This window comes from Algimonas arctica (assembly GCF_014652695.1).
In the GTDB taxonomy this organism is placed as follows: Bacteria; Pseudomonadota; Alphaproteobacteria; order Caulobacterales; family Maricaulaceae; genus Litorimonas; species Litorimonas arctica.
On record NZ_BMZH01000007.1, the window covers coordinates 105,782 to 125,461 of the forward strand.

23 protein-coding genes are annotated in these 19,680 nt (G+C 54.6%); 8 read left to right on the forward strand and 15 right to left on the reverse strand.

The features are described 5' to 3' along the window. Positions 1-177: 177 nt before the first annotated feature. On the reverse strand, positions 178-810 hold the full coding sequence (locus IE105_RS09770) for a ParB/RepB/Spo0J family partition protein (RefSeq protein ID WP_189497931.1): 633 nt from the start codon (positions 808-810) through the stop codon (positions 178-180). Between the two features lie 189 nt (positions 811-999). Further along, on the reverse strand, positions 1,000-1,776 hold the full coding sequence (gene ubiG, locus IE105_RS09775; protein ID WP_189497932.1) for a bifunctional 2-polyprenyl-6-hydroxyphenol methylase/3-demethylubiquinol 3-O-methyltransferase UbiG: 777 nt from the start codon (positions 1,774-1,776) through the stop codon (positions 1,000-1,002). A gap of 94 nt (positions 1,777-1,870) precedes the next feature. On the opposite strand from ubiG, the gene IE105_RS09780 reads away from it, so the two are divergent. Beyond that, positions 1,871-2,038 carry a CsbD family protein gene (locus IE105_RS09780; RefSeq protein WP_189497934.1) on the forward strand — a complete coding sequence of 56 codons (168 nt, stop codon included), beginning with the start codon at positions 1,871-1,873 and terminating at the stop codon, positions 2,036-2,038. Between the two features lie 71 nt (positions 2,039-2,109). Here the strand turns inward: IE105_RS09780 and fsa are convergent, their stop codons facing one another. Continuing rightward, positions 2,110-2,760: a fructose-6-phosphate aldolase gene (gene fsa / locus IE105_RS09785; RefSeq protein WP_189497936.1), complete on the reverse strand. Its 651-nt coding sequence runs from the start codon at positions 2,758-2,760 to the stop codon at positions 2,110-2,112. 86 nt (positions 2,761-2,846) lie between these two features. Between fsa and IE105_RS09790 the strand changes: the two genes are divergently transcribed. Both IE105_RS09790 and IE105_RS09795 read left to right on the forward strand, forming a co-directional pair. Further along, the gene (locus tag IE105_RS09790) at positions 2,847-5,006 is read left to right on the forward strand and encodes a primosomal protein N' (protein WP_189497938.1); all 2,160 of its coding nucleotides are present in this window, start codon (positions 2,847-2,849) and stop codon (positions 5,004-5,006) included. Positions 5,007-5,109: 103 nt separating this feature from the next. Continuing rightward, on the forward strand, positions 5,110-5,421 hold the full coding sequence (locus IE105_RS09795; protein ID WP_189497940.1) for a WapI family immunity protein: 312 nt from the start codon (positions 5,110-5,112) through the stop codon (positions 5,419-5,421). A gap of 13 nt (positions 5,422-5,434) precedes the next feature. Here the strand turns inward: IE105_RS09795 and IE105_RS09800 are convergent, their stop codons facing one another. Further along, positions 5,435-6,730: an adenylosuccinate synthase gene (locus tag IE105_RS09800; protein ID WP_189497942.1), complete on the reverse strand. Its 1,296-nt coding sequence runs from the start codon at positions 6,728-6,730 to the stop codon at positions 5,435-5,437. An 80-nt stretch (positions 6,731-6,810) separates the two neighbouring features. Continuing rightward, a complete protein-coding gene (locus IE105_RS09805) occupies positions 6,811-7,467 on the reverse strand; it encodes an acyloxyacyl hydrolase (RefSeq protein ID WP_189497944.1) in 657 nt (218 codons plus the stop codon). A 161-nt stretch (positions 7,468-7,628) separates the two neighbouring features. Here IE105_RS09805 and msrC point away from each other — a divergent pair, with 161 nt between their 5' ends. Then, on the forward strand, positions 7,629-8,078 hold the full coding sequence (gene msrC, locus IE105_RS09810; protein WP_189498063.1) for a free L-methionine (R)-S-oxide reductase MsrC: 450 nt from the start codon (positions 7,629-7,631) through the stop codon (positions 8,076-8,078). On the opposite strand, the gene IE105_RS09815 is transcribed toward msrC, so the two are convergent. The 7 genes from IE105_RS09815 to IE105_RS09845 all read right to left on the reverse strand — a co-directional run bounded on the left by IE105_RS09815 (position 8,075) and on the right by IE105_RS09845 (position 14,588). Next, positions 8,075-8,812 carry a HesA/MoeB/ThiF family protein gene (locus tag IE105_RS09815; protein WP_189497946.1) on the reverse strand — a complete coding sequence of 246 codons (738 nt, stop codon included), beginning with the start codon at positions 8,810-8,812 and terminating at the stop codon, positions 8,075-8,077. The two genes, msrC and IE105_RS09815, sit on opposite strands and share 4 nt — an antisense overlap. 11 nt (positions 8,813-8,823) lie before the next feature. After that, positions 8,824-9,765 carry a cysteine synthase A gene (gene cysK, locus IE105_RS09820; protein ID WP_189497948.1) on the reverse strand — a complete coding sequence of 314 codons (942 nt, stop codon included), beginning with the start codon at positions 9,763-9,765 and terminating at the stop codon, positions 8,824-8,826. A gap of 32 nt (positions 9,766-9,797) precedes the next feature. Next, positions 9,798-10,763: a sensor histidine kinase gene (locus IE105_RS09825; protein WP_189497950.1), complete on the reverse strand. Its 966-nt coding sequence runs from the start codon at positions 10,761-10,763 to the stop codon at positions 9,798-9,800. After that, the gene (gene dut / locus IE105_RS09830; RefSeq protein WP_189497952.1) at positions 10,760-11,212 is read right to left on the reverse strand and encodes a dUTP diphosphatase; all 453 of its coding nucleotides are present in this window, start codon (positions 11,210-11,212) and stop codon (positions 10,760-10,762) included. Before dut ends, IE105_RS09825 begins: the two co-directional genes overlap by 4 nt. Before the next feature lie 83 nt (positions 11,213-11,295). Next, a complete protein-coding gene (locus IE105_RS09835; protein ID WP_189497953.1) occupies positions 11,296-11,787 on the reverse strand; it encodes a hypothetical protein in 492 nt (163 codons plus the stop codon). Beyond that, on the reverse strand, positions 11,784-13,001 hold the full coding sequence (gene coaBC, locus IE105_RS09840; protein ID WP_189497955.1) for a bifunctional phosphopantothenoylcysteine decarboxylase/phosphopantothenate--cysteine ligase CoaBC: 1,218 nt from the start codon (positions 12,999-13,001) through the stop codon (positions 11,784-11,786). The genes IE105_RS09835 and coaBC overlap by 4 nt, the downstream gene beginning before the upstream one ends. Positions 13,002-13,019: 18 nt before the next feature. Beyond that, positions 13,020-14,588 (reverse strand): ABC1 kinase family protein, encoded by a 1,569-nt coding sequence (locus tag IE105_RS09845; protein ID WP_189497957.1) that lies wholly within the window; start codon positions 14,586-14,588, stop codon positions 13,020-13,022. 274 nt (positions 14,589-14,862) lie between these two features. Here IE105_RS09845 and IE105_RS09850 point away from each other — a divergent pair, with 274 nt between their 5' ends. Together IE105_RS09850 and IE105_RS09855 are read left to right on the forward strand one after the other, a co-directional pair. After that, positions 14,863-15,924, forward strand: a complete 1,062-nt coding sequence (locus IE105_RS09850) for a ribonucleotide-diphosphate reductase subunit beta (protein WP_189497959.1) — start codon at positions 14,863-14,865, stop codon at positions 15,922-15,924. A 77-nt stretch (positions 15,925-16,001) separates the two neighbouring features. Further along, positions 16,002-16,814 carry a tyrosine-protein phosphatase gene (locus IE105_RS09855; protein WP_189497961.1) on the forward strand — a complete coding sequence of 271 codons (813 nt, stop codon included), beginning with the start codon at positions 16,002-16,004 and terminating at the stop codon, positions 16,812-16,814. A gap of 35 nt (positions 16,815-16,849) precedes the next feature. Here IE105_RS09855 and IE105_RS09860 read toward each other — a convergent pair whose 3' ends face one another. The 3 genes from IE105_RS09860 to IE105_RS09870 all read right to left on the reverse strand — a co-directional run bounded on the left by IE105_RS09860 (position 16,850) and on the right by IE105_RS09870 (position 18,874). Continuing rightward, a complete protein-coding gene (locus IE105_RS09860; RefSeq protein ID WP_189497963.1) occupies positions 16,850-17,515 on the reverse strand; it encodes a TadE/TadG family type IV pilus assembly protein in 666 nt (221 codons plus the stop codon). 26 nt (positions 17,516-17,541) lie between these two features. Continuing rightward, on the reverse strand, positions 17,542-18,177 hold the full coding sequence (locus IE105_RS09865; RefSeq protein WP_189497965.1) for a TadE/TadG family type IV pilus assembly protein: 636 nt from the start codon (positions 18,175-18,177) through the stop codon (positions 17,542-17,544). A 127-nt stretch (positions 18,178-18,304) separates the two neighbouring features. Further along, positions 18,305-18,874, reverse strand: a complete 570-nt coding sequence (locus IE105_RS09870; RefSeq protein ID WP_189497967.1) for a pilus assembly protein N-terminal domain-containing protein — start codon at positions 18,872-18,874, stop codon at positions 18,305-18,307. Positions 18,875-19,150: 276 nt separating this feature from the next. Between IE105_RS09870 and IE105_RS09875 the strand changes: the two genes are divergently transcribed. Together IE105_RS09875 and IE105_RS09880 are read left to right on the forward strand one after the other, a co-directional pair. Next, a complete protein-coding gene (locus tag IE105_RS09875) occupies positions 19,151-19,357 on the forward strand; it encodes a Flp family type IVb pilin (protein WP_189497969.1) in 207 nt (68 codons plus the stop codon). A gap of 83 nt (positions 19,358-19,440) precedes the next feature. Continuing rightward, on the forward strand, positions 19,441-19,644 hold the full coding sequence (locus tag IE105_RS09880; RefSeq protein WP_189497971.1) for a Flp family type IVb pilin: 204 nt from the start codon (positions 19,441-19,443) through the stop codon (positions 19,642-19,644). The last annotated feature ends 36 nt before the right edge of the window (positions 19,645-19,680 follow it).

The window sequence follows — 19,680 nt, forward strand, 5'->3', positions numbered from 1 at the left end:
GTCTAAATGATTGAAACCAGCTTTTCTCGAGGCTGGTTTTTCTATGACAAAAAACGAACCCTGACGGCCTGCGTCATAAATAGGTTTTGTGGTTGCCCTTAATTTCCGAGGGAAGGGCGTCAATAAAAAGCCCGACCGAGGCCGGGCTTTATTAAAACATATATGATAGGTCTCGGTTTAAGCGGCTATGGCGTCCGGCGCCGCGTTTATCGAATGCGCGCCAGCGAGAATATCAGCAGGCTTTGCAAAAGGTCCGAGGTCATTAAAACACGTCAGCTGATCATCTGGTTTGGGGAGGGCTGCGTAGGCCTGAGTCTGCGCAAAATTGATCATTTTAGCAAAGAAGGCTGCGCGGATAAGTCCATGGAGACGTGACAAAGTCAAAATATCGCGCACACACTGATGCGATATTTGGAAATGCGCCGTCAATTCGCTCACCGTGGATCCCGCCCGAAAGCGTTCAAGCACAGCGTCATAAAGGTCGGCGTTTGCGACAATCATGGGCGCGCGGCGTTCAACGGCGGTGGTGTCAGTAATCAAGAGATAGGGAATTTTGACCAAGGACCGGGGGAGGCGTCCTTCAAAACTTAATCGTTTTATGGCGGCGAGCCGTTTACGACCATCGACCACGATAAGTTTTCCAGCGCGTTTGATCGCGAGGATGGGCGAAAATAAACCGTATCGCGCAATGCTGTCTTGTAAGGTACGAATATCCCGCAGCTTTTTCCCGCAAAGAAGCGTGCTCCGGAGTAGCGAAAATTCCTCCACAGGGGCGTGGTTTGGAATCGGTGTGTATGCTGTGGACAACATAGGTAGACCTCCAACCGTGATGGTTAATAAGTATACTACGTGTCCAAACCTGACAGAGTTCCGACCAATAAATTAAAGTTCGACCAGAGTCTTTAACAAGGTGTTAACCTTGGGGGGTCCTGAAATGGGACAGAGGGGGCTTGTAAACCTATCCACATTCTATTCACAGTGGGCTGTCGTCGCTGTGAGTTATCCCGAGGCTGGCTTGGTCGCCACCGTCACATAATTGATCGAAAGATCGTCTCCGATTCGCCATTGTTCTGTGATTGGATTAAGGCTCATGCCGATGACGTGTTCGACGTTCAGTCCTGCTGCTGTGAGGTAAGTCTGTAATTCGCGGGGCGTTATGAACTTTTCATATTGATGGGTTCCGCGTGGCAGCCATCGCAGCACGTATTCCGCGCCGACAATGGCAAAGGCGAAGGCCTTGAACGTCCGGTTGATGGTCGAGCAGGTCATTAACCCGCCGGGCCGGACCATCGCCGCGCAGTCGGCGATAAAGTCGCGCGGGATGGCGACATGTTCGATCACTTCCATATTCAGAACAACATCGAATTTCGGTTCTTCCGCTTCGACCATTTGCTCGATTGTGCCGTGCCTGTAGTCGACAGTGACCCCCATTTGTTCGGCATGGGTTTTGGCTGTCTTGACGTTTCGTTCCAGCGCATCGACGCCTGTGACCGTGGCCCCTAAACGCACCATCGGTTCGCAGAGTAGCCCCCCGCCGCACCCGATATCGAGCAGGCTTAGCCCTTCGAGCGGTTTATCGGCGTCCGGATCGCGGCCAAAATGCTCACACACCGTATTTTTAATCATATCGATCCGCGCGCCATTCATCACGTGTAGCGGTCGGAACATGCCGTTTGGGTTCCACCAGTCATGCGCCATCCGCGAGAAGCTTTCCATCTCGCGGGGGTCGACAGACACGGACGTCAAATGTTCGGGAGTTGTCTCTGCGTGGGCCATAGCTCTTCATACGCATTAGCAGCGGTTTCGGAACCTTAAAGCCTCAGTGCTCGTTATATTTATGTAACTCAACACGAACACACGGAGAATTAAGATGGAAAGTGAACATATCAAAGCCGCCGGCAATAAAGTTAAAGGCAACGTCAAAGAATCCGTTGGTAAAGCCACGGATAACAAGAGTCTTGAAGCCAAAGGCAAAGCGGATAAATTAAAAGCCAAAGGCCAAGACACCATTGGCGATATCAAAGACGCGCTCGAATAGCGCCTAACTGATAGGTTTAAGAAAAAACCGGGCTCAAGGCCCGGTTTTTTTATGCTTGGAAAGGGTCTGGATTAGATCGACTGCCCGGACTTATTCCAGTCCTTCATAAAGCCTTCCAACCCTTTGTCCGTCAGCGGATGATTGGCGAGTGATTTGATAACGCTTGGCGGCGCGGTGATGACGTCAGCGCCGACGAGGGCGCATTCTTTGACGTGGTTGGCGGACCGGATCGACGCGGCGAGCACTTCGGTCTCATAGCCAAAATTGTCATAAATCGCGCGGATGTCTTGGATCAATTCCATGCCATCCAATGTAATGTCGTCTAACCGTCCGATGAAGGGCGAAATATAGGTCGCGCCGACTTTCGCCGCGAGCAGCGCTTGATTAGGCGAGAAGCAGAGCGTGACATTGGTCGGAATGCCTTTGGATGATAATTCCTTACAGGCTTTCAGCCCGTCTAACGTGAGCGGAAGTTTGACGCACACATTGTCAGCAATCTTGCGCAGAATTTCGCCTTCGCGGACCATATCATCGGCGGATGTGGCAATCACTTCGGCCGAGACATGGCCATCCGTCAGGCCACAAATTTCCTTCACAACCTCTTTGAAATCCCGTCCGGATTTCGCGATAATGGATGGGTTGGTTGTGACACCATCCACAAGGCCGATTGCGGCAAGCTCTTTGATGGCGTCTATATCAGCGGAATCGACAAAGAATTTCATGATAGGGTCCCATTCAGTAGTGGCCGATTCTGTATTTGGCCAGAAAGTATCAATATGACAGCGTTGGACATACGTTACCACGATCTATGAGTCGACAAAACGTTCAAATCCTTTTTCCGGTCAATGTGCCGGGGGCGTTTGATTACGCTGTGCCTGACGGGGTGCGCGTCGATCGCGGTGATATCGTCTTTGCGCCGATCGGTAAGCAGATGAAGCTGGGCGTTGTGATGAGTGTGGGCGCGGCTGATGTAGGCCGTGAGCTCAAGGAAATCGCAGAGGTCAAAGCCACGCGTCCGCTGCCGGAACCGATGCTCGATTTTATCAACTGGGTCGCGCGCTATAATGTCGCCTCGCCGGGCCAAGTGTTGCGCATGGTTTTGCGGAGTTGGAAGGCCCTCGACCCATCCCCGATTGCGACGCTCTATGAGCCGACGGGGCAGCGCCCCTCAAACCTCACGCCGGCCCGCCGTGCGGCTCTCGATGAAGGGGGGCCGTTCCCCGCGCGCGCGGCCGAGATAGCGGCGCGCGCCGGTATCTCGGCGGGCGTGGTCAAAGGTATGGTCAAGGTCGGATTGATGCGGGCCGATGCCCGTCCCGTTGATCCGCCCTTTGCTGAACCTGATCCAAATATGAAAGGCCGCGCGCTCTCGCCTGCGCAAAATGCCGCCGCCGCTGACCTCGTCGCGCAAGTTAAAAAAAATGCCTATTCCGCCTCATTGCTCGACGGGGTGACTGGATCAGGTAAGACGGAAGTCTATTTCGAAGCGGTTGCCGAAGCGCTGCGGCAGGGACGCCAAGTCTTGATACTTGTGCCGGAAATTGCGCTAACCCAAGCGGGCCTCTCGCGATTTGAGGCGCGGTTTGGGGCCGAGCCCGTTGCATGGCACTCTGGCATCACGGACATGGCCCGCCGCCGGGCGTGGCGCGAAGTCGCGTCGGGACGGGCTAAATTAGTCGTTGGCGCGCGCTCAGCGCTCTTTCTGCCAGCGGCGAACCTGGGTCTGATTGTCGTCGACGAAGAACATGACACCTCGTTCAAACAAGAAGAGGGCGTGATTTATAATGCGCGCGATATGGCTGTGCTGCGCGGCCGATTAGAAGACCGACCTGTGATCTTGGCTTCGGCCACACCGAGCCTCGAGAGCCTCCACAATGCGCGCTTGGGGCGCTACGCCCATATCATTTTGCCGGAACGTCCCGGCGCGATCACCTTGCCGGAAATCGGCCTGATCGACATGAAAATCCATAAGCCGGAACGCGGGTCATTCCTCAGCGAACCGATGGTTAAGGCGGTCGCGGAGCGGATCGGGCGCGGTGAGCAATCGCTGCTCTATATGAACCGTCGGGGCTATGCGCCGCTGATCTTATGTAAAGCCTGCGGCGCCCGGCTCAAAAGTCCGGACACGGATAGTTGGTTGGTTGAGCACCGCGCGACGGGCAGGGCTGTCTGTCACCTGACAGGGTTTTCGATGCGGATGCCGAAAAAATGCCCGAACTGTGACGCGGAGGATGGGTTGACATCGATTGGTCCCGGGGTCGAACGGATCGCAGACGAAGCGCAGTCCCATTTCCCGCACGCCCGCGTCGAAATTCTTAGCTCGGACACGACGTCAACGCCGGAGGAAATTAAGGAACGGCTGGGCCGCATGGAGCGCGGCGAGATTGATATTCTCGTCGGCACACAAATGGTCGTGAAGGGCCACAATTTCCCTAAGCTGACCTTTGTTGGCGTGGTCGACGGTGACTTGCTGATGGGCGGCTCAGACCCGCGCGCAGGTGAACGCACCTATCAGACGCTGGTGCAGGTCGCAGGCCGTGCAGGCCGCGCCGATATGGCCGGCGAAGCCCTGATCCAGACCCACCATCCGGAGCATGAGGCGCTGCAAGCGCTTGTCGCGGGCGACCGCGATATGTTTATCGGCGTTGAAATGGCGATGCGCGAAATGCTCGGCCTGCCGCCCTATGGCCGGATCGCGGCGGTCATCATCTGGGGGCCAGATATGAAAAAGGCCAAAGCTCTCGCCGTGGATTTCGTCACCAAAGCGCCGCGCGCGGACGGGGTCGAAATCTTAGGGCCAAGTGAGGCGCCGATTTCGCGGCTGCGCGGTCTCTATCGCTATCGGCTGTTCGTGACCGCAGAACCGAGCGTCAACCTATCCAAATATATGGCGGCCTGGCGGGCCAAAGCGAAAGTGCCGACGAAGTATAAGATCCAAGTCGATATTGATCCGCAGAGTTTTGTTTGAGGTCGCTATGAACGGTTTTGAAGACGCAGAAGGAGTCTTGATTTGACTGGGGTCATATTATGTCCGCTTAAAGCGGCTACGGGAAATAGATGCAGATAGCGGTATGGAGACGATGCTCATTGAGGTTCGAGCAGGAGGCTTTCATGGCCGTGTTCGAGATGGCACTTTGGCGGGTGTTTCGCAGTTTTATGACGAACTCAATATTCTCTACAAAACATTGTCAGGGACTGCGACGCTAAGCAGCTATGACGGATTCCGACTGATGTTGGAAGCACGTCGCGGGCAAATTCATATCCATGTTGTCGTCCTCGACGGTTCCACCAAACAATCAAAACTTAGCTTTGATTATTCGATCGATCAGTCGTTTATGCCCCTGATCATAAAGGGCATAAAGCGCGAGTTTCTCCAAGGTTGACTAAGGCGCAGCCCTAAACAGCCTTAAACGGATCCCGCATCAAGATAACGTCGTCGCGTTCCGGTGATGTGCTGACCATGCCAACCGGGCAGCCGATGAGCTCTTCGATGTGGCGGACATATTTGACGGCCTCAGCGGGGAGGTCGGCCCAGCTGCGCGCGCCGCGTGTGCTGCCTTGCCATCCGGGCATCGTTTCATAGATCGGCTTTACATTGGCTTGCTGGGTCGCGCCCGCAGGCAATCGTTTCATGATCTTGCCGTCGACTTTATAGCCCGTGCAAATCTTCAGCTCTGGAAAGCCGTCCAGCACGTCGAGTTTGGTCAGAGCGATGCCCGTGATGCCGCCTGTGATGATCGCTTGGCGCACCATAACGGCGTCAAACCAGCCGCAGCGGCGCTTACGCCCGGTGACTGTGCCAAATTCATGACCGCGTTCGCCGAGCCGTTGCCCGACAGCGTCATCCAGCTCCGTCGGGAACGGACCTTCGCCAACGCGCGTCGTGTAAGCTTTGGTAATGCCCAACACATAGTTGAGCGAGCGGGGGCCGATGCCTGTCCCGGCCGCCGCTTGTCCGGCAATTGTGTTGGAACTGGTGACAAAGGGATAGGTGCCGTGATCGATATCGAGCATCGCGCCTTGTGCGCCTTCGAACAGGATTTTCTGTTCTGATTTTTGTGCATCATCCAACACCTGCCAAACAGGGGCCATGAACGGCAGAATGTGCGGCGCGACGTCGAGGAGTTTTTGCGTCAATTCCTCGGCATTTGTCTCTGGATGGCCAAGGCCAACCCGCAGCGCATTATGGTGATGCAGCAGGTTATCAACGCGTTCTTTCAAATGCACTGGATCGTTCAGATCGCAGACACGAATGGCGCGACGCGCCACTTTGTCTTCATAAGCGGGGCCAATCCCGCGCTTGGTTGTGCCAATTTTTATGCCATCGACGCGGTTTTCGCGAATCCCGTCGAGTTCCGAGTGGATCGGCAGAATCAGCGCCGCGCTTTCGGATATTTTCAGATTATCCGGCGTAATCTTCACGCCTTGTGCGCGGATGCGCGCAACTTCGTCGAGAAACGCCCACGGGTCGAGCACGACGCCGTTGCCGATGACAGACAGTTTGCCGCCGCGCACAATTCCAGACGGAAGAAGCGAGAGCTTATAAACCGTCCCGTCCACAACGAGCGTATGGCCCGCATTATGGCCGCCCTGAAAGCGGGCAACCACGTCGGCCCGGCTCGATAGCCAGTCAACGATTTTGCCTTTTCCTTCGTCTCCCCATTGGGAGCCGACGACGACGACATTAGCCATGAATTATCCTTTGCCCGGACGCTCTGTATTGCACCGCAGGCGGTCTAGCGAAAAGGTAAGCAAAAGGCGAGGGGGTAAGGTTAGTCGAAACGGTAAGACAAACGTCCGCCCAGCACGTCCAAACCCTCATTTGAGCCACTGGTCAAAATTTTCCCGTTGGAGAGATGCTCGACATAGACTTCCGTTGCCCAATGCTCGCTGACTCGAAGCCCCAATGTGAGGGCTTCGCGGAAGAGAACGCGGGACCCAAATTCGATCTCACTGTTTAAACTCTCAAAATAAGGGATGTTCTCAGACCGGATACGGGCCAATTGCGCTGGGGTGATCGTTACTGTCCCGTTCAACGCGGCAACAACGGCCGGATCATCAAAATAGGACGGCAGGGGCACTTCCTTCGTGCCGTCATGGACGACGAGCCCGAACGCGAAATCAAAGTAAAGCTTTTCGCCTAATGTCTGTCGCCACAAGAGGCCCGCCCCGCCATAGCTTGTATTGCCTTCGAGGTTCAACGATCCGCCAAGGTAAGGCTGTGGCGAGAGGGCCCATTTCAAGAACTCTGGCTCTTCAAAAATAATTTCGGCATTGATCGCGGCAGACGTTTCTTTGCCTTTTTTGCCGCCGAGGCCAAAAATTTCAATGTCATGTTGATGGGCACCGACGCGAATCTCGCTGACTTGCGCCATGGCTGGCACGGATAAACCTAGTGCCGTGACTAGACCAAGAATAAGCGTTTTCATCGGATATACCTCTAAGACATTCGTAAAGGGGCTTTGACGCGGAATGGTAAAGGGGTCAACAAGATCAGGTAATCCAGTGTCAGGGTCGTCGCGATCTGTTCGTGTCTAAACTTGCATCTGATGGCTTGCTTGCGTGGCCGCTCCGCCATAAATCGCGGGCCATGCGAGATTATACTGATGTTGAAATGCAAATTGCGGGCGTGTTGGACGGGGAACCGAACCGAACGGCTCGGCTGGCCACTGTCGCCTGCCTGTTAAGCCAAGCGTTTGATGATTTTTATTGGACCGGATTCTATCTGGTTGACCCTGATAAGCCGACAGAACTGGTTGTCGGGCCGTATCAAGGCACGCTGGGATGTTTGCGTATTCCGTTTGGGCGCGGCGTTTGCGGCATTGCGGCGATGGACCGCGAGACGCAAGTGGTCGAGGATGTGCATGCGTTTCCAGGACATATTGCGTGTGACGCGGCGAGCCAGTCCGAAGTTGTCGTCCCTGTATTCGACGAGGAGACGCTCATTGGTGTGCTGGATGTCGATAGTGCTCAAAAAGGCTCATTTGACCAGAGCGACGCCGACGCGCTGGAGCGGATCGCCGCAATGATCGCTATCTAGCGGTCGCCGCACGCCGGACAAGCCGGGTCGCGCGCCAATTTGACGGTGCGGCTTTCCGCGCTGAGGCCATCATACATCCAAAGGCGACCGTGCAAGGGTATGCCGGCGCCGGTGATCCATTTGATCGTTTCCATCGCCATCATAGACCCTGTGATTCCCGTTAACGCGCCGACGACGCCGACCTCTGCGCACGTCTCTTCTTGCGGCGGAAGATCGGGTACAAAACAACGGTAGCATGGACCGGGTTGGGCGAAAATTCCGACTTGCGTATCAAACCGCCCGACTGCGCCAGAGATAAGCGGTATGCCCAGCGCGAGCGCCGCATCATTGATCATAAACCGCGTTGCAAAACGATCCGAGCCATCCAAAATAAGGTCATGGTGTTGCAACAATTTCGCGGCATTCTCGCGGGATAGGCGGGACGGGGTCGGTGTGACGGTAACGTCCGGGTTGACCGCGCGAAGCCGTGTGGCCAACGCCCCGACTTTGGATTGCCCTAGATTATCGGTTTCAAATTGAATTTGCCGTTGCAGGTTTGATAGGCTGACGGTGTCGTCATCGAACAGCGTGATTTGTCCAACCCCTGCCGCGGCTAGATAAAGCGCCGCGGGTCCGCCCAAACCGCCCGCACCGACAATGGCGACGTTCGCTGCCAGCAGCGCATTTTGTCCGCTCCCTCCGATCTCTTTGAGAACGAGGTGGCGGGCATAACGCTCTATTTGATCAGCCTTCATGAGCGCTGAGGTCAGTCCAAGCCATCAAACAGCGGCGTTGAGAGGTAACGCTCGGCAAAACTTGGAATGATCGTCACGATGCGTTTGCCGCGCATGTCAGGCCGCGCGCCGACGAGCAAGGAGGCCGCGATCGCTGCGCCGGAACTAATGCCGACAGGCACGCCGTCTTCTGCGGCGACATGTTTGGCTGTTCCAAATGCGGCGTCAGAATTAATCGTGACCACTTCGTCGATCAAGTCTGTATCGAGGTTGTCCGGGATAAAGCCTGCGCCAATACCTTGGATTTTATGCGGCCCTTTTTCGCCCTTAGATATGATCGGGCTTTCCGTCGGTTCAACTGCGATAATCAGGCAGTCCGGGTTCTTTTCTTTGAGGAATTTCCCGACGCCTGACAAAGTTCCGCCAGTCCCAACACCGGAAATGAATGCATCAACTTTACCGTCGCAATCAGCCCAAATTTCAGGACCTGTTGTGGTGTAATGAATCGCCGGGTTGGCTGGATTGTCGAACTGACCGGCGCGTACTGCGCCGGGTGTGCTCGCGATGATTTCTTCTGCTTTGGCCATGGCGCCGGGAATTCCGCCCGCTGCCGGGGTTAGAACCAGCTCTGCGCCGAGAATGCCCATCATTTTGCGCCGTTCAATACTCATGCTCTCGGGCATGACGAGGATGGCTTTATAGCCCATGGCGGCCGCGGCAAAGGCGATAGCGATCCCTGTGTTCCCGGAAGTCGGCTCAACAATGATGCCGCCTTTTTTCAGGGTGCCGCTATTTTCCATCTCGCGCAGCATGTTAAGGCCAATCCGGTCCTTGACCGACGCGCAGGGATTAAAGAACTCCATTTTATAGCAGAGGTCCGCAGGAACGCCGTGTGTGATGCGGGGGAGGCGCACTAGCGGAGTGCCGCCTATTGTGTCGAGGATACTGTCGTAAATTTTACCGTGGGCGCGCATGGTGTCTCCTAATGGGAAGCTGTGCCCGAAGCTTAAGCAAACAGATTTTCGCCGTCCATTGTGATCGTCAGGTGAAGCCCTGTTGGTGTGAAATCACGCGTGACAGTTACGGAGGGCAGAATGTCAAAGAGGCGTGTTCCAAATCCGACGTCGTCAGACGGTGTTATGGGATGAGCGCAATGTTCTTGCCATGTGATATCGATCTGGTCGTTTGTTCGCGTCCATTGAACGTCTAAATGCCCGCCCTGTTTGCCAAGACAGCCATATTTGACCGCATTGGTCGCGAGCTCATGAGAAATCATTGAGAGGTTTCTAGACGCATCAATTGACAGACGAGCGGGAGGCCCGTTTAGCGTAGATGCCGTGTGACCTTTATCGACGTAGGGGCTTAATTCACTTTTGAAAATTTCCTGAATATCAAGGCCGAACCAATCGCTACCCACCAGTAGATCGTTGGTCCGGCTCATCGCCGCAATCCGAGCCGTAAAGCTTTGGATGTAATCACTAATATTCGAAGCATTTCGACCCGTGATGCGGGCGATGGCGCTAATAACCGCCATACTATTCTTAATCCGATGTGAAAGCTCGCGTCCGATGATTTTGTTGCGATGTTCCAACTGATACTGATGGGTGATGTCTTGACAGCGTTGAATCAGGCCGATGATGGATCCCTTACCGTCACGGAGGGGGTCCTGTGTCGCTTGCCAGACAATCTCTCTCATAGATCCGTCTTCCACTTCGAGCTGAAAGGGTTGGGCCTCAAGTTGAGTCACGGTGCCACTCAGCGTCGCATTGAATTTGGATAAAACTGATTGAACGAGACCTTCAGTGTCGGGGAAAACATCGAAGATATAGGCGTCTTCAATCTCTTTGTAAGTGCGATGAACGGCCTGCAAATATGCCTCATTGGCAAAGATGAACCTGAGCTTGGTATCCAAGACCATGATCGGGAGAGACCAGCCTTCAAGGAGGTGCGTATTAATAGAAAGCGTATTCATTCTGTCCCTGTAGAGCCGTAGCCGCCCGACCCTCGCACTGTGTCTGAAAGGTCGGACACTAGTTTGAATGTGCCTTGCGTGACAGGCGCGATCACCATCTGGGCAAAGCGGTCGCCGCGCGCGACGGTAAAGTCCTGATCGCCATGATTAATGATCAATACGCCCACTTCGCCGCGATAATCCGCATCAATTGTGCCCGGTGAATTTAAGACGGTGATGCCGTGTTTCAACGCGAGTCCCGACCGAGGGCGAACTTGGGCTTCATACCCCGCCGGTAAAGCCATGCAGAAGCCCGTTGGAATGAGTTTTCGCGTGCCGGGCGCCAACGTGACCGGTGTCTCGATGGCCGCGCGCAAATCGGCACCAGCGGCTTGCGCCGTCTCGAATTGGGGCAGATCAATGCCGTCCATGTGCGGCAGGCGGAGGACTTCGATGGAGACTGTTTTCATGCAGGTTCGCTAAGTCTTTTGGTCGGTGAATTCCACTGTAAACTTAGCGGTACGCTTGTTACGCGCGTGAGATGGCTGCGGTTTTATTTGGGATTTATCAACCCGTGATCACGATGGCTGAAATCTGCCAGCTGTGTTTGGACGGCAGTTTCGAACTCGGGGCTCATCGGATAGTCGGATGTATATTTATGCGTAAAAGCGCCGGCCCGAAAATAGACGGTCAAAATATCCGAGTCAGCGCTGTCGAAGTTTTGAGACAGAGACAGCGGGATACCAGTCGCTAACATGGCATAATCTTTTTCTGTCGGAACAAGGTCGTTACGCGCACAGATGATACCGCGGATAGGAGCGCCGTCTTCTTTGAGGGTGAGCGGGGTATTCGCGTCATATACGCCGGACAGAAAATTATCGGCGGGGCGATAGGACGCCACGGTCATTCGTCCCCCTTCGGCGTCGACGACTTCACTAGAGACCACGACTTCACAGCCATTGGGCGTCGCCGCATGGCTGGCTGTTGGTGCTAATGCTAATGACGCTGTCAGTAGCAAAGCGGTGGTGACGAAACGCGAATTCATGACGTCTCTCCAAAATGCGCGGCAATCCGGCGCGATAGCGCGCGGGCGGCGGCTTGTTTACTCTGTTTTGGCAAGCGGGTTTCGCCTGCATCCGTTATGATAATCATTTCATTCTCCTGCCCGCCCATCACGTCACCGGATACATCATTGGCGACAATCCAGTCACAGTCTTTACGAACGCGCTTGGCCCGCGCCAGTTCCATAACGTCATGCGTTTCGGCGGCGAACCCAACGACGAGATTGGGCCGCTTATCGGACAAGCAAACTGAACGCAGGATGTCCGGATTTTCAACAAGTTGTAAGGGTGCGGGGCCGCCTTCAGGCTTTTTGGTCTTTTTATGGGTCTGCTGGGCGGGCCGCCAATCCGCCACCGCGGCCACCGCGACAAAAATATCGGCCGGTAGCGCAGCGTGCACGGCGGCGTGCATCTGTTCTGCGGTTTCGACGGCAATGATGTTGGGACCGAGCGGTTTGGCGATGGCGGTCGGTCCTGTCACCAGGTCAACCTGTGCGCCGAGATCAGCCAACGCCTGCGCAATCGCATAGCCCTGCCGCCCGGATGAGTGATTAGAGAGGTAACGCACCGGATCAATCGGCTCTCGCGTCGGGCCCGCTGTGACGATCGCGCGGCGACCTAAGAGGGGCTTGGGCGCGCGCAGTCCGTCCAGCGTCATATCGCCCTGCAATGCCGCCATAATGACGTCGGCAATACCATCGGGCTCGGCCATCCGACCATCGCCAAACTCACCGCAGGCCATCTCGCCCGCGTCCGGTCCGACAAACAGTGCGCCGCGTTCTGCCAAAGTCGCAATATTGGCCTGCGTCGCTTCACTTTCATACATGCGCACATTCATGGCCGGTGCGTAGAGCACGCGCTTATCCGTCGCCAAAAGGGTGGTCGTTGCAAGATCGCCCGCCACTCCGTGTGCGGCTTGGGCGAGAATGTTGGCTGTCGCAGGCGCGACAACGATTAAGTCACTGCTGCGCGAGAGCTCTATATGTCCCATCTCGCTCTCGGCGGTTAGGTCCCAAAGATCTGTAAAAACGGTCGATCCGGACAAGGCTTGTGCGGATAAGGGCGTGACGAATTGTGTCCCGCCTTTGGTCAAAATCACGCGTGTGGTGACGCCGCGACGGGCCAGTTCACGGATGAGCAGCAGGGATTTATAAGCCGCAATGCCGCCGCCAATGATGAGAAGGACGCTTTTGTTCATAAGGCTAGACTAGCGCGGTTATAGGTGAGCCGCTACCCATACGCCGCCAAGCGCCAGGGCTGCTCCCACGGCGGCATAACCGACCGGGCGTAGAGCGTTACTTTTGCGGATTTCGACGGTTTTGGGTGTCTGCGCGGCAGATAGATCAATTTCGCCGTTGGCCCATGCTTCGGCGAGCTTAGCAATATTGTCGGTCGCGTCAGGCAATCGGTTTAAGGTTTTGCGGGCGCGGTCCAGCCCGTCAAGGAAGTCGTTGAAATAGCGTTCGGGGCCGAGTTCCGCGCGTACCGCAGCCTCGACAATCGGTCGGCTGGCTTCCCACATATCAAAGGCCGGATCGAGGCGGCGGGCGACGCCTTCGGCTTGCATCATGGTCTTTTGCAATAAGATCAGCTGTGGCTGCATCGGCATGTCGAACATCTCGGTGATTTCTAGCAATTGCAGCAGCACTTTGGACATCGAGACGTCCTCCGCCTGCTTCCCCCAAATGGGTTCTCCCACGGCGCGTAGAGCGGTCGCGAATTCATCGATGCTATGGTTGGGCGGGACATAGCCAATATCGAAATGGACTTGGGCGATTTTATAATAATCGCGCTGCAAAAAGCCGTAGAGCGTGTCGATTTCAAACCGGATTTCGGCATCGCCCAAACGGCCCAATATGCCGAAGTCGAGCAAAACGAGATCGCCGTCCGGTCCTCGGAACAAATTACCCTCATGCATATCAGCGTGGAAAATGCCGTAAGTAAAGGTCGAGGCGAGAAAGCCTTGGATCACGGCTGTGGCAAGGCGTTGGCGTTCCTCAAGCGGGAGGTCGAGAATGTCGGGGGAGGACAGTGCAAGGCCGTCAACCCAATCCATGGCGAGCACATTTTTCTCAACCAACGCCCAATGGATGGCCGGGACTTTGAAGAGCCCTGTGGCCTCAGCAATGTCGGACATTTCAGAGGCGGCGGCAGCCTCCAAGCGAAGATCAAGCTCGAGCATGACGGCGCGGCGCGCCTCGACGACAAAGGCTCTTGGTTGCATGCGTCGTAGCGACGGGAGAGCCGCATGCGCAATATTGGCGACTTGGGCGATGACATCCATGTCTTTAGTCATGCGAGCGACAATGTTCGGACGGAGGATTTTGATGGCGACCGTTTCGCCAGTCGATTTCATCACAGCCTTATGCACTTGCGCGACAGAGGCGGCTGCGACGGGTTCGGACAGCGACGTCAGCCTGTTCTGCCACGGCTCACCCCAATCGGCGACCAGCATGGCTTCTGCCGTTTCCATCGGGAAGGGCGGAACTTTGTCTTTGAGGCGCGAAAGGCCTGCGGCAAACACCGGATCGAACATATCGCCCCGCGTCGAGAGGACTTGGCCAAATTTGATATAAGCGGGTCCGAGCTTTTCCAGCGCATTGGCAAAGCGGGCACCTGGATTATCGTCGCGGTCGCGTATGGAAAAGAATCGCGAAATCCCCGCCACGAATCGCAGGGGCGCAGGCACGAAGGGTTCATATTCCTTCGGCACAAGCGCATCATGACGCACCAGCACCCAGGCTGTGCGCAGAAGTCGGAAGAATGTTGCCAGTTTGCGGAACATTGACGCGGCTATAGTGACGCACCCGAAACGGTCAAAGGCAAAATGCGGCACGCGACAAAATTGCTTTTAGTGTGGCTTTGGAATGGCTTAGCGGAAAACGACTAATCATCCCCATTATTCACTGCCAAAAGACGGCTCTTGATTGGACAAATGGAATCATGTCTTTAGGGTTCCGTTAAGCAATATCTACCACATCTTGTGCGTATGAGAGCCGACACCACAACGACTAGCGATTTCTATATTGCGGGTCGAGACCGAGGACAGAGACGACATCATGGGTAATATCGACCAAATCGCGGCCAATCACATCAGCACAGGAACGTCCGGCCTGCTTATGCCCAGCGTGACCTATAAGCCGTTTCGCTATCCTTGGGCGTATGATTTTTGGCGGCGCCAGCAACAAATCCACTGGATGCCCGAAGAAGTGCCCTTGGGCGAAGACTTAAAGGATTGGTCGACGACGCTGACGGATCACGAGAAAAACCTGCTGACGCAGATTTTCCGCTTCTTCACACAAAGTGATGTCGAAGTCGGTGGCAATTATATGGAAAACTATATGCCGCTGTTCAAACCGGTCGAAGTCCGGATGATGCTGGCATCATTTTCGAATATGGAAACCATCCATATTGCGGCTTACGCGCTGTTGCTCGAAACCATCGGCATGCCGGACAGCGAATTTTCCATGTTCATGGAATATGAGGAGATGGCCGCCAAGCACGATTATCTTGGCCAGTTTGGCGTCGAGACGGATCGCGATATTCTGACGTCTATGGCGGTTTTTGGTGGGTTCACCGAAGGTTTGCAGCTCTTTGCCTCTTTTGCGATGCTGATGAATTTCCCGCGCTTGAATAAGATGAAGGGCATGGGACAGATTGTGTCTTGGTCGATCCGGGATGAGAGCCTGCATTGCGAAGGGATGATCAAACTATTCCATACGTTTGCACAAGAAACAGGCGCGCTGACCAAAGGCGTGAAAGACGATATTGCCGATTGCTGCAAAACCGTTGTGAAGCTGGAAGACAAATTTATTGATCTGGCGTTTGAAAAAGGCCCGGTCGAAGGCATGACCGCTGAAGATATCAAACGGTATATCCGCTACATTGCCAACTGGCGTTTGGGACAGCTTGGCCTGCCAACCGTATACGCGGGTGTCGAAGAGCATCCGCTGCCGTGGCTGACAGAAATCACCAATGGCGTCGAACATGCGAATTTCTTCGAGGCCCGCGCGACCGAATATTCCAAAGGCGCAACCGAAGGCGATTGGCACGGCGATACAGGCGTATGGAACAAGTTCCAGACATATGATCTCAAACGCGGCATTGACGCGGCAGAGTAAACGCCGCGTCGGCTTAGAGCGCGGGTGTGACGTTGCTCGCGCTTCCCATACGCGGCTTTGACTGATAGCGGCAGCCTATGTCTTTGATTGATATCTCACAGCGTCTGAAACCGTTTCAGTCGATCTATAATTTTCGCGATTTTGGTGGCTATGCCGGATTGGACGGTCGGCCGGTCGTGACGGGGACGTTGTTTCGGTCGGCTCACTTGAATGATCTGGGCGATGATGATTTGAACGCGATCAATAATTTGCCGGTTGGGACCGTCGTTGATTTGCGGCACGCGCCGGAACGTCAACGCCAACCGTCCAAATGGCCCCCGCAACCTGACCGCGCGATGGTGCTGACACAGCCTACCAACGCAGACCGGGAAAACGAGAAAGTCGCGCCGCATGAAGCGTTTATGGTCAACGCGCTTTATTCCGCGGATGATGCGCGCGGCTATATGCTCAATTCCTACCAGACCCGTCCGCATGATGCGGGGTTCAAGGCTTTATTTTCTGATACGCTCAATCGCATGACGGAGGAGGGTGAGACGGACACACCCGGAATTCTCGTTCATTGCGCAGCCGGTAAAGACCGGACGGGTACACTTTGCGCGCTCATTCAGGGGCTCTTGGGGGTCTCTTCCGACGATATTATGGCGGATTATATGCTGACGGAAACGGCGGTTGATATTGAAGCCATTTTGCAGCCTGCAGCCGTCATGTTCGAAAAACGTTATGGGCGGGCAATTGACGCTGATGCCTTGCGTCCCATGTTTGGGGTCGAACCAGCTTACTTAGAGGCGAGTTTAGAGGCAATGGGGGATATGGAAACCTACGCAAGGGATGTTTTGGGTCTCAGCGCGGATCGGTTGAACCTCATCAGAACCCGGTATTTATCACATTGATTTAGTCAAAGACTGGACCGTTACGCACCCTAATATTATGCTGTGGTACAGCTGACGCTATCGACCGTACCGGTGCAAGTTATCTTCGTATGGGTCCCGGGTTCGCCGATTTCGACAATCGAAGACCGCCGTGGTTTCAGTAAGAAAATTTCTTCAAGATCAATCGAGTCAGGTAAAAAACCTTCGCCCGAACTGTCTCCGCCAATGCGCTTAAAGCCAAAGGGCGTATAAGCGTGTTTGACGCTCGCAACGACAATACCTTCGCCGACCGGAACTAGGTCTACCGACAGCGAATCTTTATCATATTCCGCTAATCCACCATGCGTGCCGATTGTATATATAATCACGCCTTCACTCTCTACATCGCCGTTGGCAACGCGATGGAAGCTTTGGAGTCGCAAAATAAAATTCCCATTCGCGCCCAAGTTCGCCACATGAAGGACAGCCGAGACGATGTCTTCGGCATCCGTTTCATCCACGGATGAGACTTGCGTCGCCAAATCACCGGCCACACTCGCGGAATGAGAAACGCGTCGCTCAACACTGAGAACGGTGGCGACTTCTGCGAGCCCGAGATAAAGCCCAATAATCAACGGCGCAATCAGCGCAAATTCCATGGCCGCGATGCCGGATTCGTTCCGAGCGATCCGGCTTTGTTGTAGCGACCGTTGGGCGGATTTCAGCAGGTGAAAAATATTCATGATTGTTGTTCCATCAGCCAGTTTTCTTAATCGCCGTTATGTTCTGAGATTTTGGCTGATAATGCTGGATCGCAGCTGGACCCAGTTGGAAAGGGTTCGGTTCTAAAGGCCGTCGAGGTAGAAATGACATGGCGACGGCTGCCTGGAATGCTTTCGAGGCGGGTCATGAAATTGGGTAAGGCGAGCGGATAGTAGAAGGTTCCGCGCATGACGACAGGTTCGGACGGCCCTGTTTCTTCATAAGTTCCATCCTCGATTTCTGCATCCTCATCATCTGGATCAAGCCCGCTGAGACCAGGGTCTGCGAGCACAATAGTTTGGAATCCGTTGGCCGTGCTGAGATCAATGCGAAGGTTCGCCCGACAGTTCATGAGGTTAGACATTTTATCGCAGACGAGCGCTTTGAATTCTGACGCCGTGCCACAGCCTTGAAAGGAGCCAACACGCACAAAACGACCCGTGTCACTCATCGCTTGTGCAAGGACGGACCCCGTAAAAAACACTAAGGCGAGCTCAAGAATGCCAAAAATAAGACCGAGGAAAGGCAGAGCGACAATCCCAAATTCAATCGCGGTCGCGCCGTCGGCCTCTGAGCGGTAACGCCGACGGAGAGCCCTAAGGCGTCGTAGCACTGCTGATATATGTCCGGTCGAACCCGTCATTAACTGCCCTATATTGCCGCCTGTGAAATTGCTGAGACTAGCAAGCGCGCACCGTTCCTTTACAGGATGACCGTTAATCTACGGATGACGGACAGGCTTAAGAAATGTCTAATTGAGGCTTTGTGGCCTAATTTGGAATCGCGGGCATTCCGTCGAACGCGGAATTGCCCTGTGGGCCACCGGTCAACCCTGACGTGCTCACTGGGCCTTGGTCAAAAATTGCGGAGGGGGCGTTCGACGATGAAACTTGAGGCGAATTTGCCGAAATATGTTCCGGGCTATCCCCTAAGACAGGCGAGGGCTGACAATAAGGCGCGCAGCTATACGTTTGGCGAGAGGTCCCGTTGAACAGACGAACGCCATTGCTTGGTGTGATTGATGTCACCTGAATGTCGGCATCGACCATCGTTTGGCCATCTCTGTCCAAAACGATGAGATTGGTTTCACCAAATCCGCGACCCACAACCATAATCGTCGTCGGGGAATGAACCGTGACATCTGCAATAGACGGGTTGCCGATGATAACGGATCCAGCCGCAGCCGGTAGGCGTAAGATTTGCGTCTTGTTTAAGTCGACTTGATAGATTGGGTCTGTGGCGTGGGCGCTTCCCGCAAAACCGGCAACGCACAGCAGGCTCGCTCCAATCATCAGAGAGGATTGTTTCACAAAACTACGAATATAGGTCGATCGGCGCATGGCCCACTCCATCAATTTAGAGGGGTAATACTCAAACAGAGTTGATGAAGTCTTTAGATTGCCGAACCCGGTCTCAGCTTAGACACTCTATCCAGCTTGGACTCTTAATATAGGGGCAAGAAAAAATCGAGGTTTATGCCGGGGAACGCAGATTTACCTGATATTCACCGTGTCTCCAAACGCCCTATTAAACTGGTGTGCTTAAAAGCGTTCTTGTCAGGGATTATCCTGCAAATGGGATGATCCCAAAGTAATTAGCATACGTGGGAGTAAGTTATGCAAAACCTCATTAAGAATTTTATCAATGACGAATCTGGTGCCACTGCCATTGAATATGGCCTGATCGCCGCTTTGATTGCCGTCGCTATGATTGCGGGCGCTTCGCAGCTCGGTAACTCAATCGACGACAAATTCACCGATATCGCTGGCGCGCTTGACGCGGTTTCAGATGACACAGCGGTTAGCACGGCTGGTGGTGACTGATTAGTCGCACTCAACTTAACAGTTGACGTTTAGGAGATGGCCAGCCTCTTGGCTGGCCATCTTTTTTTTTACAGGGGGTGACAATGACTTTATTTAAACGATTTCTCTTGGACGAATGCGGCGCAACAGCGATCGAATATGGTCTGATTGCCGCCTTGGTGTCCTTAGCGGCCATCGGAGGGGCATCGACCCTCGGAAATTCTATTGATGACAGGCTCAGCGACCTGTCCACACCGATCGACAATGTGGTTGATACCAATTCTGTCGTGACAACAGGTGGCGACTGACGCAGATCACCGGGCCCTTCGCGGTCAGCTATCCAT

Bases quoted from the DNA above. Each gene is read 5' to 3' on its own strand.
- IE105_RS09880 (WP_189497971.1), top strand. From the start codon at position 19,441: ATGACTTTATTTAAACGATTTCTCTTGGACGAATGCGGCGCAACAGCG.
- IE105_RS09805 (WP_189497944.1), bottom strand. From the start codon at position 7,467: ATGAAAACGCTTATTCTTGGTCTAGTCACGGCACTAGGTTTATCCGTG.
- IE105_RS09870 (WP_189497967.1), bottom strand. From the start codon at position 18,874: ATGCGCCGATCGACCTATATTCGTAGTTTTGTGAAACAATCCTCTCTG.
- IE105_RS09780 (WP_189497934.1), top strand. From the start codon at position 1,871: ATGGAAAGTGAACATATCAAAGCCGCCGGCAATAAAGTTAAAGGCAAC.
- cysK (WP_189497948.1), bottom strand. From the start codon at position 9,765: ATGCGCGCCCACGGTAAAATTTACGACAGTATCCTCGACACAATAGGC.
- IE105_RS09770 (WP_189497931.1), bottom strand. From the start codon at position 810: ATGTTGTCCACAGCATACACACCGATTCCAAACCACGCCCCTGTGGAG.
- IE105_RS09875 (WP_189497969.1), top strand. From the start codon at position 19,151: ATGCAAAACCTCATTAAGAATTTTATCAATGACGAATCTGGTGCCACT.
- IE105_RS09855 (WP_189497961.1), top strand. From the start codon at position 16,002: ATGTCTTTGATTGATATCTCACAGCGTCTGAAACCGTTTCAGTCGATC.
- IE105_RS09845 (WP_189497957.1), bottom strand. From the start codon at position 14,588: ATGTTCCGCAAACTGGCAACATTCTTCCGACTTCTGCGCACAGCCTGG.
- IE105_RS09850 (WP_189497959.1), top strand. From the start codon at position 14,863: ATGGGTAATATCGACCAAATCGCGGCCAATCACATCAGCACAGGAACG.
- IE105_RS09825 (WP_189497950.1), bottom strand. From the start codon at position 10,763: ATGAATACGCTTTCTATTAATACGCACCTCCTTGAAGGCTGGTCTCTC.
- IE105_RS09860 (WP_189497963.1), bottom strand. From the start codon at position 17,515: ATGAATATTTTTCACCTGCTGAAATCCGCCCAACGGTCGCTACAACAA.
- IE105_RS09835 (WP_189497953.1), bottom strand. From the start codon at position 11,787: ATGAATTCGCGTTTCGTCACCACCGCTTTGCTACTGACAGCGTCATTA.
- ubiG (WP_189497932.1), bottom strand. From the start codon at position 1,776: ATGGCCCACGCAGAGACAACTCCCGAACATTTGACGTCCGTGTCTGTC.
- IE105_RS09865 (WP_189497965.1), bottom strand. From the start codon at position 18,177: ATGACGGGTTCGACCGGACATATATCAGCAGTGCTACGACGCCTTAGG.
- IE105_RS09795 (WP_189497940.1), top strand. From the start codon at position 5,110: ATGGAGACGATGCTCATTGAGGTTCGAGCAGGAGGCTTTCATGGCCGT.
- IE105_RS09800 (WP_189497942.1), bottom strand. From the start codon at position 6,730: ATGGCTAATGTCGTCGTCGTCGGCTCCCAATGGGGAGACGAAGGAAAA.
- IE105_RS09815 (WP_189497946.1), bottom strand. From the start codon at position 8,812: ATGAAGGCTGATCAAATAGAGCGTTATGCCCGCCACCTCGTTCTCAAA.
- dut (WP_189497952.1), bottom strand. From the start codon at position 11,212: ATGAAAACAGTCTCCATCGAAGTCCTCCGCCTGCCGCACATGGACGGC.
- msrC (WP_189498063.1), top strand. From the start codon at position 7,629: ATGCGAGATTATACTGATGTTGAAATGCAAATTGCGGGCGTGTTGGAC.
- IE105_RS09790 (WP_189497938.1), top strand. From the start codon at position 2,847: ATGAGTCGACAAAACGTTCAAATCCTTTTTCCGGTCAATGTGCCGGGG.
- coaBC (WP_189497955.1), bottom strand. From the start codon at position 13,001: ATGAACAAAAGCGTCCTTCTCATCATTGGCGGCGGCATTGCGGCTTAT.
- fsa (WP_189497936.1), bottom strand. From the start codon at position 2,760: ATGAAATTCTTTGTCGATTCCGCTGATATAGACGCCATCAAAGAGCTT.